This window comes from Hymenobacter sublimis, assembly GCF_023101345.1.
Classification (GTDB): Bacteria; Bacteroidota; Bacteroidia; order Cytophagales; family Hymenobacteraceae; genus Hymenobacter; species Hymenobacter sublimis.
On the sequence record NZ_CP095848.1, the window covers coordinates 4,156,885 to 4,170,466 of the forward strand.

Sequence of the window (13,582 nt, forward strand, 5' to 3'; positions counted from 1 at the left end):
CTTATTCGACGAACTCCGTATCTTTTCCCATGATTGCTCTGATTGCCTATACCTCCCGGCTAACGCTGGTAGCCGCCAGCCGGGCCCTGCTCACCGCTGAACTTACTAAGCCCCAGTATTTTCCTATTCTGCTGGGCGCCCAGCTACCGGCCCACTGGCCCCCGGGCGAGTACGATGAGGAAGCCATGCGCTACTTCCTGGCCCAGCTCACGGCTGGGGGCCGCACCGCGGCGGGGTGGTACGGGTGGTACGCCATCCTGCGGGCGGGGGCGGAAACTCCGACCAACGTGCTGATCGGCACCGGGGGCTTTCATGGCCCACCCGTGGAGGGTAGCGTCGAAATCGGTTTTTCCATAGCCGACGACTGGCGGGGCCGGGGCCTGGGCACAGAACTGGTAGCTGGCCTGGTGCGCCACGCCGCCGATACCGGGATGGTCCGGCACCTCACCGCCCGTACCACCCTCGATAACTTGGGAGCCCAGCGGATTCTGCAGCAAAACGCCTTCCGCCTCACTTCCCCTACCCCCGATGCGGAAGGCTACCTGCATTTTGAGCGGGATATTATGGCCACGGATAAAACCACCGGGGCCCAACAAGCTTAGGGCAATGTGGGTAGTTGCGCCTGGTAACTAGCGCCGCATTGCTGGGGCCCCAACTGCTAACGTGCCCACCATGCGCCCCGCAGGTGGCAGGTACGGCGTCAGCAATGCGGCGCTTGATGCCGTACTTTGCGCCCCTTCCTGCTGCATGATGCTACCTTCCCCGACCGGTTCCCGACTTACGTTTCGCCCCGAGCTGGATGGCATTCGGGCCATTGGAGTTGTGCTAGTGGTAGCCCAACACTGGCTGCCCATGTCGCTACCATTCGGTGAGGCCAGTCTCACTACGTTTTTCGTTTTGAGCGGCTACCTAATTACGGGCATTGTCTGGCACCAGCGGGCCCAGGTGGAAGCCGGCATTATGAGTACCGGCCGGGCATTGGTGCTGTTTTATTGTCGAAGGGCGCTGCGGATTTTGCCGGGCTACTACTTCACTCTGGTGCTCTGCGCCCTCTTGCCTCTGGCAAGCATACGGCAGTACTGGCCCTGGTACGTGCTGCACGGCTCCAACGTGCTGTTTTACCGCTTACAACAATGGGGCGAAGGCGTCGGCCACTTCTGGTCGTTGGCCGTTGAGGAGCAATTCTACGCCCTCTGGCCGGTGCTATTGCTTTTCTGGCCTACCCGGAAACAAGGCTGGTTACTAGCTGGCCTTATGGTGGGGGCTTTCGTCTTTCGGTTGGTATGGATCAGAAACGCGCCGTTACCGTTCACCTTCGTGCTCATGCCGGCCAATCTGGACGCCTTTGCGGCGGGCGGGCTCCTGCGGCTGCTGGAAACGCACCTACCGGCCCGCTGGTGGGGTTACGGCTGGCTGGCGGCTCTGGGCTGGAGTACATGGCTAGCTATCAGCCTGTTGCACATGGTTTCCCCGTCTGAATGGGAGGCATCTTTCCTGGTGGTGGGGTTGGGTGCCGCGGCATTGGGAGCTGCTGGCTTGCTGGGCTGGGTACTACACACGCCCTATCGTTTCACCCGAGCACTGCTGCTGCACCCAGTTGTTCAGTGGGTGGGTACGCGCAGTTACGGCTTGTATCTGTATCACTTGCCTGCGGTGGTGGTGTACCAACGGTTGATATACCGGCTGTGGGCAGCAGAACCCGCCAGCCAAACACTCCTGGCCTATTGGATGAACCCCTGGCGAATGAGCTTAGTGCTGACGCCGATAACACTGGCCTTGGCCGGCATTTCTTGGCGGTGGTTGGAGCGCCCCTTCAACAACCTCAAGCGGTACTTTTCCTACGCTCCCTCGGCTGATCGGCCAGCTAGGCAGGTGTAGGCATTGGCAGTTTCACCCAGATAGGAAAAGCAACACACAACCTGTTTCGGACACAATGGCTGCTAAAGCATCCATAAACCGACTATAAACGGCCAATTCGTCACTATCTAGCGCTGGAGGCGGTTGTATTCAGGTTGGTACAGGTTTTGAAATAAGCCTGATACACAATCTAGAGAGGAACCCAACCATGAATCTTATCAGCAAGGATTTTATCCGGAACATTGCCCCGCAACTCGACCTGCTTAACACCTTGGGCGGAGGTATTGCCCAGGCCATGCTACGGATTGACAAGCAGGAGAAGGGCGTGGTCGTGCGCGTTGCTGCTCCTTCGGTGAGCCCCGAGAACTTCCATGTCGTGCTTAACAACAACGTGCTGACGGTCTTTGCCGAGTACCGCCACTCGGCGGAGGATAAGCTGGCGGCTCCCTTGTTCACCCGCACGCTTACCTTGCCGGCTACCCTCGACCTGAGCCGCATTGATGCCGTGTTCGAAGGTCAGGAGCTGCACGTGCGCATCCCGTACCACAACGCGGCCACGGAGCCCCGCGAAATCAACATCAAGCAGCGCTAATTGCCGTTAGCCGACTATAACGCCGGGACCGACCGGCCCTATGGTTTCACCTGCCACTGCCGCCTGGTAGTGGCTTTTTTGTGCTCATACTAGTCGAATAGAGGCCAAAGCAGCAGAAAACCCGTGAGTAAAGACAGGTAGAACCAGCCCATCAATTGCCCCCGGTAGCGCCGGGGTAGGCGGTTGCTGAGCACCAGCACCGCTACCACCACCAGCGCGAGGTGCAGCAACAGAAACACCACCGTTTTCACCCAATTGCTGACAATCGTGTTTTCCGGCTGCATCTGGTTGCTCATGCCCAAGCCGGAAGTAGCTAGGCGCAACACCTGGTAGGCCACTAGTTCAAAGAGCACGAACAGCCCGGCTCCTGCCAACACGGCCAGCGGCCCGGATTTCTGCGACACGTCAGCCATGAGGCGGTAAAATGGTGAGATGGAGGGTGATTGGGTGATGAAGTGAGGTGGTAATCGAGCGTACTTTTTGACTACCTGATTTTACCGCTTCCTAATTTCACTAACTCGCCTGTTCACTTCTTGCCCAACACCTCGGCGGTGCGGGTACGAATGTAGAGCTCCTCGACCTTGGCGCGGGCCCAGGGCGTACGGCGCAGGAAGGTGAGGCTGGACTTGATGCTGGGATTTACGGCGAAGCAGTTGATCCGAATCCGGTTATCCAGCTCGGGCCAGCCGTACGCGGCCACCAGGTACTCCAGAATCTGGGCCAGCGTGACGCCGTGCAGCTCACGAATAAGGTGGCCGGACTCGTCGCGGGCATCGGGGAGGTTGGGCAAATCGGGCATGGCAAAAGGCAACGTGTAAGTACAAAAGTGCGAAAAAGCGGGCGTCTTTCGGGTGGTTTCGCCCGGTTAAGGCACCACATCGTCCTTCCCCAACGTTACCTTTGGCAACTTGCCCTGGTTCTATGACTGCTTCCCGCCGTTCTCGTTCTGGCTTTCGCCTGGTATGGCGCCGGGTGCTGCCGCTGGCTTTTTTGGCCTTGCTGGTTGGGAGCCTCGTGTTTTACTGGCGGCACCAGCGCCAGCTCAACCGCTACGTCCGGCGCGTGTACGCCTCCTTTATCAGCCCCCACCTAACGGGCCGCGAACGTACCCCGCTGCTGGCCGGCTACTCCGTGCACGGCATCGACGTGTCGGCCTACCAAGGCCGCATCGACTGGGGCCAAGTGGCCGGGCACAAGGTGCGGTTTGCCTTTATTAAGGCCACGGAGGGCGTTACTCTGCACGACGCGCGCTTCAAGCGAAACTGGCAGGGTGCCCAGGCGGCGGGCATTTACCGCGGGGCCTACCATTATTTCCAGCCTAACTACGACGCCACCCGCCAGGCCAGCCTGTTTACGCGTACCGTGCCCCTGGCTCCCGGCGACTTACCCCCGGTGCTAGACGTGGAACACGCCGAGTTTCACGACGTGGCCCAGATGCGGCGGGGCGTGGCTACCTGGCTGCGGCTGGTGGAGCGCCACTACGGGGTGCGGCCCATTCTGTACTCCAACTACAGTTTTTACAAGCGTCACCTGGCTGGGCACTTCGATAAGTACCCGCTTTGGCTAGCGCACTATGAGGTAGAAAGCCCCGTGCTACCCCGCGAAAAGTGGATTATCTGGCAGCATTCCGACGAGGCTTACGTGCCCGGCATTCGGGGTACCGTCGACTTTAACGTATTTCAGGGCAACTTTCAGCGCCTGTTGGCCCTGCGCATTCCGCCCCGCGGCCGTAGCGCCAGGGCCAACTAATCTGCCATTTTATGGGTTTTGCTTTGTTTTCTTACCTCCGCTCTGGGTTCCTGCTTTTGACTTTGGCATTGGTTACGGCCTGCGCCGGGGGCGCGAATACCTTTACCCAATCTGGCAAGGCCTCATACTATGCTGATAAGTTTGAAGGCCGCAAAACGGCCAGCGGTACCGTGTACCGGGGCGGCAAACGCACGGCGGCGCACAACACGTTGCCTTTTGGCACCATTGTGCGCGTCACTAATCCGCGCAACCACCGCTCCGTAAAAGTGAAAGTTACTGACCGGGGGCCCCACGCCAAAGGCCGCGTCATTGACCTCTCGCGCAAGGCGGCCCGCAAGATTGGTATCGTGGATGCCGGCGTAGCGCCAGTAGAGTTAAAAGTTGTCCGGAAAGCCAAATAATCCCGCGCCGCTCGTCGGTGCCTCGCTTAGCCCATGCGTATTCGTAAGAAAGTTCAGTGGACCATTCCGGCCGAGGCCAACCGCTTCGTTCAGCTCGGTGCCTTTGTAAAGGCGGCCGAAGCCCAGGGCTGGTCGGAAACCGAAATTCAGTTTGTAATGGACGAGGTAGTGGAAGCCCGCGACGAGGCCGAGGTGGTCCTCATTTTCCAGGACTACACCCAAACCGGCCGCCGCTAACGCCACGGGGCGGCCCGGCTTTGTGCCAGACCGCCCCGCGGTAGGTAGTAGGCCAGGGGCTGGCTTACTTGACTTTCTTTTTCATTTTGACCTTGCCGCCGTTTTTGGCGAGCTGCAACAGGCTGTCCTGCTCGGCGCGCATGGCTTTGGTGGTCATCCGGCCTGTCAAGGACATGTAGTCGCCTTCTTTGAGCATGGCCGTTGTGCCGTCAGCCAGGGTCACGGTGCCATCGGCCCGAACTTTAGTACCATTTACCAGGGCCGTTTCCGAGGTTAGGGCCTCGGTGTGGGCGTCGCGCGTCATCATTACTTTGCCCCCCTTCATCAGGAAGCCATCCTTCATGGTCAGGCCCACCGGAGCGGCGGCTTTGGCCCGGGGCTGCACGGGCCGGCGGGGAGGCAGCTTGGTTTGCGCCTGGGCGCTGAGGGTAGCGGCTGCGGCTAGCAAAAGCGTGGCCAAAATAGTAGTAGGATACCGTTTCATAGTGGGTGGAAAATGAGAGAATTGGAGAAAAACACCGCTGGGTACGGTAGCTGTAAAATACAAAATACGGGCCGAATTTCGCAATGTTGGTTGGGTAACCTCGCCCGAGCCGGATTCGTTTTAGCAGTAGCTTCCAAACGCCCGGTAGCGGGCCTTGGCTCTCCCCTGTTATCACCTGCCCCGTGGATTACAAAGACTACTACCAGATTCTGGGCCTCGATAAATCGGCCACCAAGGACCAGATCAAGAAAGCCTACCGCAAGCTGGCCCGCCAGTACCACCCCGACGTGAACCCCAACAACGCCGAGGCCGAACGCAAGTTCAAGGAAATCAACGAGGCCCACGAAGTTCTTAGCGACGACGACAAGCGCCAGAAGTACGACCAATTGGGCGCCGACTGGCAGCGTTATCAGCAGGCGGGCGCGGGCCGGGGCAGCCAGGGCAACGGAGCTGGCTTCGACTGGTCGCAGTACGCCCAGGGCGGCAGCTTCGGGGGCGAAGACAACCCGTTTGGAGGCGCCGACTTCTCCGATTTCTTTAGCTCCATGTTTGGGGGCATGGGTGGGGGTAGCCAGGGGAGCAGTACCCGGCCCCGCGCCGGCCAGGACTACCAGGCCGAGCTGGAACTGACCTTGGCCGAGGCCTACCACGGCGGCCCCCGCACGCTCACGGTTAATGGCAAAAATCTGCGCCTTACCATTCACCCAGGCGTGGAAGATGGGCAGGTCATTCGGCTGCGCGACCAGGGTGGGCCGGGCCGCAACGGCGGGCCCGCCGGCTCGCTCTACATTACCCTGCGCATTCAGCCCGACGCCCGCTATTCCCGCGCCGGCAACGATTTAACCATGGATGTGCCCGTGAGCATTTACACGGCCTTGCTAGGCGGCGAGCAGGTAGTAGAAACCTTGTCGGGCCCGGTGAAAATCACCATCAAGCCCGAAACGCCGAATGGCACCCGCCTACGCCTGCGCGGCAAGGGGTTCCCAGTCTACCGCCAGTCCGGGCAGTTCGGCGACTTATACCTGCGCCTAACGCTCACGCTACCCCAGAACCTGAGCGAGAAGGAAAAGGAGTTGTTTCGTCAGCTGGCTGAGCTACGGAAATAACCACAGCCGTATTAGCCCTTTTGTTTGTCCTTGAGTCTCGAAAACTGCTACCTCTCATGGAAACGCATCATATCATCCTCTCTTTTCACGAGTGCGCTACCCGCTACGGGCTAAGCGAAACCGATGTGCGGGAGTTCTTGGAGCTTGGGCTTCTGCATGCGGCCCCAGACACGCCCAACGCCCTGCACGAAGAGCCCGACCATGTGGCCCTGCTGGCTCGCCTGCACCACGAGTTGGGCTTGAGCAAGGACAGTCTGGAGGTAATTCTGGCCATGCGTCAGCGCTTGGAGCAGCTTCAGCAGGAGCTCAGCCAGCAGCGGGCCCGAGTCCGGCAATTGGAAGTATTCCTGCGCGGCACTGGGCCCATGCTGGACATTGACCTGCGGTAAAATTTTGTTCCTCCTGGCTAGCGCTCAGCTTCGTGAGAGCGTCTGGCTGGTTGTTTTGGAGGATTCGTAGGCGGGTTTGGACGCAGCAGGGCAACTTTTCCCCCTAACCAGGGTATAAAGCCCCAGCTTGCCCGCTGTGGCAATTGCCTTTTTTGTCACCCTTTTCCCTTTCCTATGCCTCCACGCATTCCCCTCCAAAAGGCGTTAGCCCTCGGCCTTACGGCCTGGGCGCTGGCCCCGCTGGCTTCGCACGCACAAACTGCCGACCGCAAGACGGCCATCGGCCTCAACGTGAGTGCCATGCAGTACAAGGGCAACTTCGGTTCTGACTACTGGAACTGGAGCGAGAACAAGTACGCGCCCGGCCTGACGATCAGCCGCTACCTGACCAGCGGCCTGGACCTGCAGCTGAGCGGCAATTACGTGGAGCTGAAGAAGACGGCCCCGGCCGGCGCCCCTTACTTCGGCAGCAACTTCGCCACCAACGTGGTAAATGTGAACCTGGGCCTGAAGTTCAAGCTGCTGAGTGAGGATTCGCCCGTACGCCCCTACCTGCTGGCCGCCCCGGGCCTGACTTACACCAGCCGCGAGGGCACCATCTTCCGCAACAACCGCACCGAGCCCACCGACCAGGACAAGAACTACTTTGACTTGTTCGGGGCCGCCGGTATTGACTTTCGCCTGGGCGAGGCCGTGCACCTGTTTGTGCAGACCGGCCAGCACTTCCCGCTCAATGCCAACATTGACGGTGACCCTGCCCGCGACGACAACAGCATCGACGACCGGTTCTTGCAGCACACTGTGGGCCTGAACTTTGCCCTAGGTCAGGCTAAGGATGAGGACAAGGATGGCGTTTCCGACCGCAAAGACAAGTGCCCCGGTACCCCCGCCGGTGTGGCTGTGGATGCCAACGGCTGCCCCCTCGACGGTGACGGCGACGGTGTTCCGGATTACCAAGACAAATGCCCCACTGAGAAAGGCCTCGCGGCCCTGGAAGGCTGCCCCGACCGGGACGGTGATGGTGTGCGCGACGGCGACGACAAGTGCCCCGACACTCCTGGCAAGGCTGAACTGCAAGGCTGCCCCGACTCCGATAACGACGGGGTAATCGACCAGAATGATAAGTGCCCCGACACGCCCGGCGGCGTGAAAGTAGACGCCAATGGCTGCCCCGTTGACTCCGACGGTGACGGTGTACCCGACTACCAGGACCGCTGCCCGCAGCGCCCCGGCCCGGCCTCCAACAAAGGCTGCCCGGAAATGAAGGTTGAGGAGAAAAAGCGTCTGCAGGAGGCTACCAAGTACATTCAGTTCGAGTTCAATAAGGCGACTTTGAAGCCGATTTCGTTCCCGACTCTGGACGGCCTGGTGCAAATCCTGAACGACTACCCAGATTACTTCCTCGGCATCTCGGCCCACGCCGATAACGTAGGCAACGACGAGTACAACCTGCGTCTCTCGGATGAGCGTGCTGCCTCGGCCCGTGCTTACATGCTGCGCAAAGGCATCCCGGAGGACCGCATCGTATCGCATGGCTACGGGGAAAGCAAGCCGATTGCTCCGAACACCACGGAGGCCGGCCGCGCCCTCAACCGCCGCGTAGAGTTCGACGTGTACCTGCCCGGCGACCCGAACCCCGCTGAAACCAAGTACGGCCCCGCTCCTGCTATTCCGCCCGCTCCGGTGAAAGCCGCCGCTCCGGCCAAGAAAGCTCCTGCAAAGGCCCCGGTTCGCCGGACCACCCCACGCCGCTAACTGGTAGCTGGTTCATAAATCAAAAAGCGCCTTGCTCAGCTGAGCAAGGCGCTTTTTTGTGGCCCTAGCTAATCCAGTATGTTAACTCGTTTTGCTAAGGTTACGTGTTGAGTCTGTACCTGCTCTAGTCTCAAATTGTCTGCTGAAGTAGCTATTGTTCCGGCGTAAGCGGGTAACAGATTACCGGGCCGCTTTGCAAAGGCGCCGCCACCGTATCTCGCTCGAATTGTTAGGTAGCATGGCAACATCAGCATGCAAGATGCTGCGGCGGCGCTCTGTAAGACAGCCTTTGACTTTGGGGTCGAAATAAGCTCTTCTCTGTATTTATAGTGCTAGCGTGGGCGTCTCTAAAATCAACTCTAACACTAGCCACCATTGGCCTCCTACCCCACATCCACTAGCAGGGCCAGCAGCAAGCCGGCCAGGGTGGCTACCAGCTTGCGCACATTCAGGCTGTGGTCAGGGCTGGTTTCGAAGAGAATGGTAGTAGAAACGTGCAGGAAGTTACCGGCTACTAACCCGAGCAGGGCCGCGTACAGGCCGCCGGTCAGGAGTTGCTCCAACACTACGAAGTTGCTTACAATAATACCGGCCGGGCCCGCCACGGCAAACACCAGCAGGTAGGGCAACGCCCGCCGGAAAGAGCCCAGGCGCAGCAGCAAGGCCGCCATCAGGGCAAAGGCCGCCGGAATGTGGTGCAGAGCTACCCCAGCCAGAATGGCGTAGAAATTCTGGCTTACGTCGCCGGCCGCCGGGGTTTTCACCAAAATGCTACCCTCCAGAAACGAGTGCAAAACCAAAGACGACAGCAGCAGGAAAGGCACCCTACCCGCGTGCTCAGTATGATGATGAACGTGTCCATGCTCCACGCCCTGCGAGAAAACCTCCAGCAGCATTTGCCCAAAAAAACCCGCCAGCACGAAGTAACCTACTCGGTGCCCGGGCTGCATCTGTAGGGCCTCTGGTAATAGGTGCGTAACGGTGAGCGTGAACAAGTAGGCCCCGCTAAAAGCCAGCAGCGGCTTCATCCAGGTGGTGCGGGCCGTTGGGACCAGTCGGGTCAGCCAGCCGGCTCCCAGCACAGTCAGAAACAACGCAAAAACGGCAAACCACATGGGCAGTAAAGTGAGGGGTGAGGCAGCAGACTCAGGAGGAAAGACCTAATAGATCTTGCCCCTGGCCGCCACCTGACTAGTTTATTTCTTGAGCACGAAAATCATGCGGGGGCTGGTAGCGGCATCGAAGGCAGTGAGGTGGTAGTCGCCTAACACTTCCACCAGGCGCAGGCCCGCCATTCGGAAGTACTCCTCGAACCGCTCCTGACTGAGGGCGCGCACCCGCTCCTCAAAGTGTTGCTCTCGGCCCTCATCGTCCTGGAAGCGGATTTCTTTCACGATGAAGTCGTGCTGGAAATGGCGGTACAGCCGGAACTCCGTGTTTTCCACCCGCTTAGTTTCGTGCGCTACCAGCTGCCGGATGGTCAGGTCCGTGTTCAGGAAGTCGATGACCATTTTGCCCCCGGGCCGCAGGGCGGCGGCCGCGTTACGCAGAGCCACTACGTTGTCGGCCTCCTGCGCGAAGTAGCCGAAGCTGGTAAACAAGTTGAAAATGAAGTCAAAGGGCCCAGTAAGCAGAGGCTGCCGCATGTCGTGCACCTGAAAGTGCAGGTGCTCATGGGCAAACTGCTGGGCGTAACGAATACTTTCCGGCGACAGGTCCAACCCCGTTACGTCATAGCCCTGCTCACTTAGGTAGAGCGCGTGCCGCCCTTTGCCGCAGGCCAGGTCCAAGAGGCGAGCCTCTGGCTTAGGGTGCAGGTACCGTAGCAATTTCGCCAGAAAAGCGCGGGCCTCCTCGTCGTTTCGCGCCCGGTAGAGCCGATGATAGTACGGCGAGTCAAACCAGGTACTAAACCATTCTTGGGGGGGCGCAGGCAGCATAAGTAACAGAGCAGGTACTAAAACGACAAAAGGGCGCTTACACGCCCCTTCTCGTTTTATGAGCAAATACGGGGGTTCATATTTGCAACAGCGCTGCAAATATGAACCCCCGTTTGTTTAAATCAAAGCGCCTTGGCAGGCGTAGCGGCCGGGTTAGGCTCCAGGTCCATGGCGCAAACCGGGCATTTGCCGGGCTTGTTGCTGGCGCTACCCTCGCAGCCCATGGGGCAGAGGTAGGCAGCCGTGGCCACGGGCAGCGCCGTGCTATCGGCAGGTGCGGTGGCGGCAGCCGCCGTAGTGGCAGCCTGCTCCGCGGGCTTCGACTGACAGCCGGCCAGTACAGCTCCGGAGGCCAGCAAAACAGCCGTTACCGTTGATTTCCAAAAAGATACCATAAGCCCGACGTTAGTTTTTGGGCGTAGGCTCTGCCGTTTCAGCCTTTTGGTCGCTGGTGGCTTTTTTGTCGCTCTGAATGGCCTCGGCGCTGCTGGTATGGGTAGCGTCTTTGGCATCGGCCGTACGAACTTCCTCGGCCGTTACCCGGTCGCGGGCGTTGGGCTCGTCCAGGGTTACTTCCGAGTTGATGGGGCGCTCAATTGCTCCACCCTTCGATTGGTGGGCGGCTTCTTCCGTGTTCTGGTCGAAGTTGTCAGAAGAGCGGCTGCCAGGCTCTACCATGTCTACCGATACTTTTTTGTCGGCGCGCCAGTCTGAAGGTTCGCTGCTGCACGCGTTCAGGGCCAGCGTAGCCAGGGCCAGGGCAGAAAGTACGAGTTGCTTGCTCATGAGAAGGAAAACGGAATCTTGAATAAGAGGTATGACGAAAAAACGACCGGGCAAGTTAAGGCCGGGCTTTAGGCAGCTACCGGACCGCCACCGGGCAGCAGGTTTTTGCGGCGCAGCATGGCATCAAACAGCTTCTGGTCGTTGGGCGAGTTGAAGATGCGGTCCGGCACTTGCAGGAAAATGGGGGTATCAAAGGTTTTAGCCAGCCACAGGCGCCAGCCTTTCAGCTCCTGGGGCAGTTCCGGGGCGCGCAAGGACAGTAGGTAGCCATCGGCCTGGCGCTTTACGTCGCCAATCATGTCCCAGGTCAGGCGCATGCCCTCCTTTTCGTTACGACGCAGCACAATCTTCTTATTGTCAAACTCATAGCCCAACTTCTCGAACAGAGGCTTCGTTTGCTCAACCTGCGTCACGCCCGTTACCTGAGCCGAGCGGAACAGCACGTACAGCAGCGTTAGGAGCAAAGCCCCGGCCAGCCACCACCACGAGGGCCAGATAATGGCGGGCAGCAACCCAATAACGAAGGGAATGAGGGCGTACCACCACTCGCGGCGCCACACCCGGGCCATGGCCATTTTGGTGTAGGTATCGGTGTCGAGCTGGTGCTTTTTCGTGCGAATGGCCAGCGGCGAAGCGCCTTGCTGCTGTTGCTGCTGCCGGTAGCCGCCGCGTTGGTTGGGAAGTTGCATGGAGTATTAGTTGTCAGTTGCTAGGTGCCGGCTGCCAGTTAACAGTTGTACTATTCCGAAGAACAAACTGGTAACCGGCACCTGACAACTAGCCACTTATTAAAAGGCTTTCAAACTCATGTCGAGGCTCCGGATGGAATGGGTAAGGGCCCCAACGGAAATGTAATCGACGCCGGTAGCGGCTACCTCGGCAATGGTTTCTTCAGTGATGCCGCCGCTGGCTTCCAGGGGGTAGCGGCCCGCTACCAGGGCCACGGCCTCGCGCAGTTGCGCCGGGGCCATGTTATCAAGCATAATCCGGTCGATGCCGCCGGCCTCCAGGGCCTGCTGCACTTCGGCCAGGCTGCGGGTTTCTATTTCAATGGGTAGCTGCCGGCCAGTACTTGCCAGGTAGGCGCGGGAAGCCTCAATAGCCTGCCGAATGCCGCCGGCGTAGTCCACGTGGTTGTCCTTCAGGATAATCATGTCGAACAGGCCGTAGCGGTGGTTGACGCCGCCCCCAATCAGGACCGCCCACTTCTCGCACATGCGGAAGTTGGGCGTTGTCTTGCGGGTGTCGAGCAGACGGGCCTGGGTGCCGGCCAGCAGGCTAGTGAGGTGGGCCGTGCGGGTTGCAATGCCGCTCATGCGCTGCATGCAGTTGAGTACCAGCCGCTCCGCCGTCAGAATGCTTTGGGCGCGGCCCTCCACGGTAAAGGCAATGTCGCCGTGCTTTACGCGAGTACCATCCTCGAGGCGCGGCGCAACCTGTAGGTCGGCATCTACCTTCCGAAAGATGTGACGGGCCAATTCCACACCGGCCAGTACGCCTTCATCCTTGATCAGCAAGTGGGCCCGATTGCGCGCCGTTGCCGGAATGGCCGACAACGCCGAATGGTCGCCGTCGCCGACATCTTCGGCCAGGGCCGTGCGAATAAAGGTGGATAGAGCTTCCGGGGTGAGGTAGGAGGGCGTTTGCACGGGGCAAAAATAGTCAAAAATGCCCCTACTTAACCATCAATGGTTTCCGGTGACTTCCACAGAAACCACGGGACAGAATTTTCCGCTATTCCCCCGGGATTTACGAAGTTACACAAAGCGAATTGCCGGCCCGACCGGGCACAAAAAAACGCCGCGAAGAAGCTTCGCGGCGCTGGGAGAGAGGCAATGGGAAGAGAAGCTAGTTCTCCTTAGTGAAGTCGATGGTAGCAATTTTGAGGTTGCCGCCGGCCGCTTTCATTTTCACAAACATGCGGTAGGCGCCATCTTTTCCGGTGTACTTGCCCACGGCATAGGGCGTACCTTCGTTACTGCCGCCGTAGTGAATGAAATCGAAAGAAGCCGGGGAGTGTTTCGCGAAGAAGTCTTTCATCACGAACTCGGCCTGGGTAGCGCTGTAGCTTTGCTTGTCCCCGTCGAAGCTCAGCTCCACGGTAGGAGCAAAAAACTCGGCCAAATCGCGCGAGGAGGAGCTGCGGATGGCATTGCGTACGGGACCAAAAGCTTCGCCCTGTGCCAGGGCTCCCACCGACAGCAACAGGCCCCACACCAGGGCGAAGGCCAAAAAGAAGTTGCGTTTCATGTTAGTGTAAAGAGTTCGTCATGCAGCTCACCAAAA

At 59.4% G+C, this 13,582-nt stretch carries 19 protein-coding genes; 9 read left to right on the forward strand and 10 right to left on the reverse strand.

The window, feature by feature from the left end; all coding sequences use genetic code 11:
- Positions 1-29 precede the first annotated feature (29 nt).
- From MWH26_RS17415 to MWH26_RS17425, 3 genes are all read left to right on the forward strand, one after another.
- The gene (locus MWH26_RS17415) at positions 30-602 is read left to right on the forward strand and encodes a GNAT family N-acetyltransferase (protein WP_244698457.1); all 573 of its coding nucleotides are present in this window, start codon (positions 30-32) and stop codon (positions 600-602) included.
- A 145-nt stretch (positions 603-747) separates the two neighbouring features.
- Complete coding sequence (locus tag MWH26_RS17420; RefSeq protein WP_247975274.1) at positions 748-1,878, forward strand: acyltransferase family protein; 1,131 nt, start codon at positions 748-750, stop codon at positions 1,876-1,878.
- A 187-nt stretch (positions 1,879-2,065) separates the two neighbouring features.
- Positions 2,066-2,449, forward strand: a complete 384-nt coding sequence (locus MWH26_RS17425) for an Hsp20/alpha crystallin family protein (RefSeq protein ID WP_244698460.1) — start codon at positions 2,066-2,068, stop codon at positions 2,447-2,449.
- A gap of 89 nt (positions 2,450-2,538) precedes the next feature.
- Here the strand turns inward: MWH26_RS17425 and MWH26_RS17430 are convergent, their stop codons facing one another.
- Entirely contained in the window at positions 2,539-2,862 is a 324-nt protein-coding gene (locus tag MWH26_RS17430; RefSeq protein ID WP_188557117.1) for a hypothetical protein, read from the reverse strand.
- A gap of 113 nt (positions 2,863-2,975) precedes the next feature.
- Positions 2,976-3,248, reverse strand: a complete 273-nt coding sequence (locus MWH26_RS17435; protein WP_244698462.1) for a VF530 family protein — start codon at positions 3,246-3,248, stop codon at positions 2,976-2,978.
- A gap of 122 nt (positions 3,249-3,370) precedes the next feature.
- Here MWH26_RS17435 and MWH26_RS17440 point away from each other — a divergent pair, with 122 nt between their 5' ends.
- Genes MWH26_RS17440 through MWH26_RS17450 form a run of 3 tightly spaced genes read left to right on the forward strand, consistent with a single transcriptional unit; the run spans position 3,371 to position 4,836 of the window.
- On the forward strand, positions 3,371-4,198 hold the full coding sequence (locus tag MWH26_RS17440) for a glycoside hydrolase family 25 protein (protein WP_247975275.1): 828 nt from the start codon (positions 3,371-3,373) through the stop codon (positions 4,196-4,198).
- 56 nt (positions 4,199-4,254) lie between these two features.
- Complete coding sequence (locus MWH26_RS17445) at positions 4,255-4,599, forward strand: septal ring lytic transglycosylase RlpA family protein (RefSeq protein ID WP_247975276.1); 345 nt, start codon at positions 4,255-4,257, stop codon at positions 4,597-4,599.
- A 33-nt stretch (positions 4,600-4,632) separates the two neighbouring features.
- Positions 4,633-4,836, forward strand: a complete 204-nt coding sequence (locus MWH26_RS17450) for a hypothetical protein (protein ID WP_244698466.1) — start codon at positions 4,633-4,635, stop codon at positions 4,834-4,836.
- Positions 4,837-4,900: 64 nt separating this feature from the next.
- Here MWH26_RS17450 and MWH26_RS17455 read toward each other — a convergent pair whose 3' ends face one another.
- Complete coding sequence (locus MWH26_RS17455; RefSeq protein ID WP_247975277.1) at positions 4,901-5,320, reverse strand: DUF6799 domain-containing protein; 420 nt, start codon at positions 5,318-5,320, stop codon at positions 4,901-4,903.
- A gap of 182 nt (positions 5,321-5,502) precedes the next feature.
- On the opposite strand from MWH26_RS17455, the gene MWH26_RS17460 reads away from it, so the two are divergent.
- The 3 genes from MWH26_RS17460 (at position 5,503) to MWH26_RS17470 (ending at position 8,570) form a co-directional block, all read left to right on the forward strand.
- Positions 5,503-6,426 carry a DnaJ C-terminal domain-containing protein gene (locus MWH26_RS17460; RefSeq protein WP_247975278.1) on the forward strand — a complete coding sequence of 308 codons (924 nt, stop codon included), beginning with the start codon at positions 5,503-5,505 and terminating at the stop codon, positions 6,424-6,426.
- Between the two features lie 56 nt (positions 6,427-6,482).
- Positions 6,483-6,815, forward strand: a complete 333-nt coding sequence (locus MWH26_RS17465) for a hypothetical protein (RefSeq protein WP_247975279.1) — start codon at positions 6,483-6,485, stop codon at positions 6,813-6,815.
- A 174-nt stretch (positions 6,816-6,989) separates the two neighbouring features.
- Positions 6,990-8,570: an OmpA family protein gene (locus tag MWH26_RS17470; protein ID WP_247975280.1), complete on the forward strand. Its 1,581-nt coding sequence runs from the start codon at positions 6,990-6,992 to the stop codon at positions 8,568-8,570.
- A 383-nt stretch (positions 8,571-8,953) separates the two neighbouring features.
- Here the strand turns inward: MWH26_RS17470 and MWH26_RS17475 are convergent, their stop codons facing one another.
- The 7 genes from MWH26_RS17475 to MWH26_RS17505 form a co-directional block, all read right to left on the reverse strand.
- Positions 8,954-9,685 carry a ZIP family metal transporter gene (locus MWH26_RS17475; RefSeq protein WP_244698477.1) on the reverse strand — a complete coding sequence of 244 codons (732 nt, stop codon included), beginning with the start codon at positions 9,683-9,685 and terminating at the stop codon, positions 8,954-8,956.
- Positions 9,686-9,766: 81 nt separating this feature from the next.
- Positions 9,767-10,510, reverse strand: a complete 744-nt coding sequence (locus MWH26_RS17480; protein WP_247975281.1) for an SAM-dependent methyltransferase — start codon at positions 10,508-10,510, stop codon at positions 9,767-9,769.
- A 122-nt stretch (positions 10,511-10,632) separates the two neighbouring features.
- On the reverse strand, positions 10,633-10,905 hold the full coding sequence (locus MWH26_RS17485) for a heavy metal-binding domain-containing protein (protein WP_247975282.1): 273 nt from the start codon (positions 10,903-10,905) through the stop codon (positions 10,633-10,635).
- Positions 10,906-10,915: 10 nt separating this feature from the next.
- Positions 10,916-11,296: a hypothetical protein gene (locus MWH26_RS17490; RefSeq protein ID WP_244698482.1), complete on the reverse strand. Its 381-nt coding sequence runs from the start codon at positions 11,294-11,296 to the stop codon at positions 10,916-10,918.
- A gap of 68 nt (positions 11,297-11,364) precedes the next feature.
- Positions 11,365-11,985, reverse strand: coding sequence for a hypothetical protein (locus MWH26_RS17495; RefSeq protein WP_247975283.1), 621 nt, complete (start codon positions 11,983-11,985; stop codon positions 11,365-11,367).
- Between the two features lie 99 nt (positions 11,986-12,084).
- Positions 12,085-12,945 (reverse strand): carboxylating nicotinate-nucleotide diphosphorylase, encoded by an 861-nt coding sequence (gene nadC / locus MWH26_RS17500; RefSeq protein ID WP_247975284.1) that lies wholly within the window; start codon positions 12,943-12,945, stop codon positions 12,085-12,087.
- Positions 12,946-13,144: 199 nt separating this feature from the next.
- Positions 13,145-13,546 carry a DUF4783 domain-containing protein gene (locus MWH26_RS17505; RefSeq protein ID WP_244698491.1) on the reverse strand — a complete coding sequence of 134 codons (402 nt, stop codon included), beginning with the start codon at positions 13,544-13,546 and terminating at the stop codon, positions 13,145-13,147.
- Positions 13,547-13,582 lie beyond the last annotated feature (36 nt).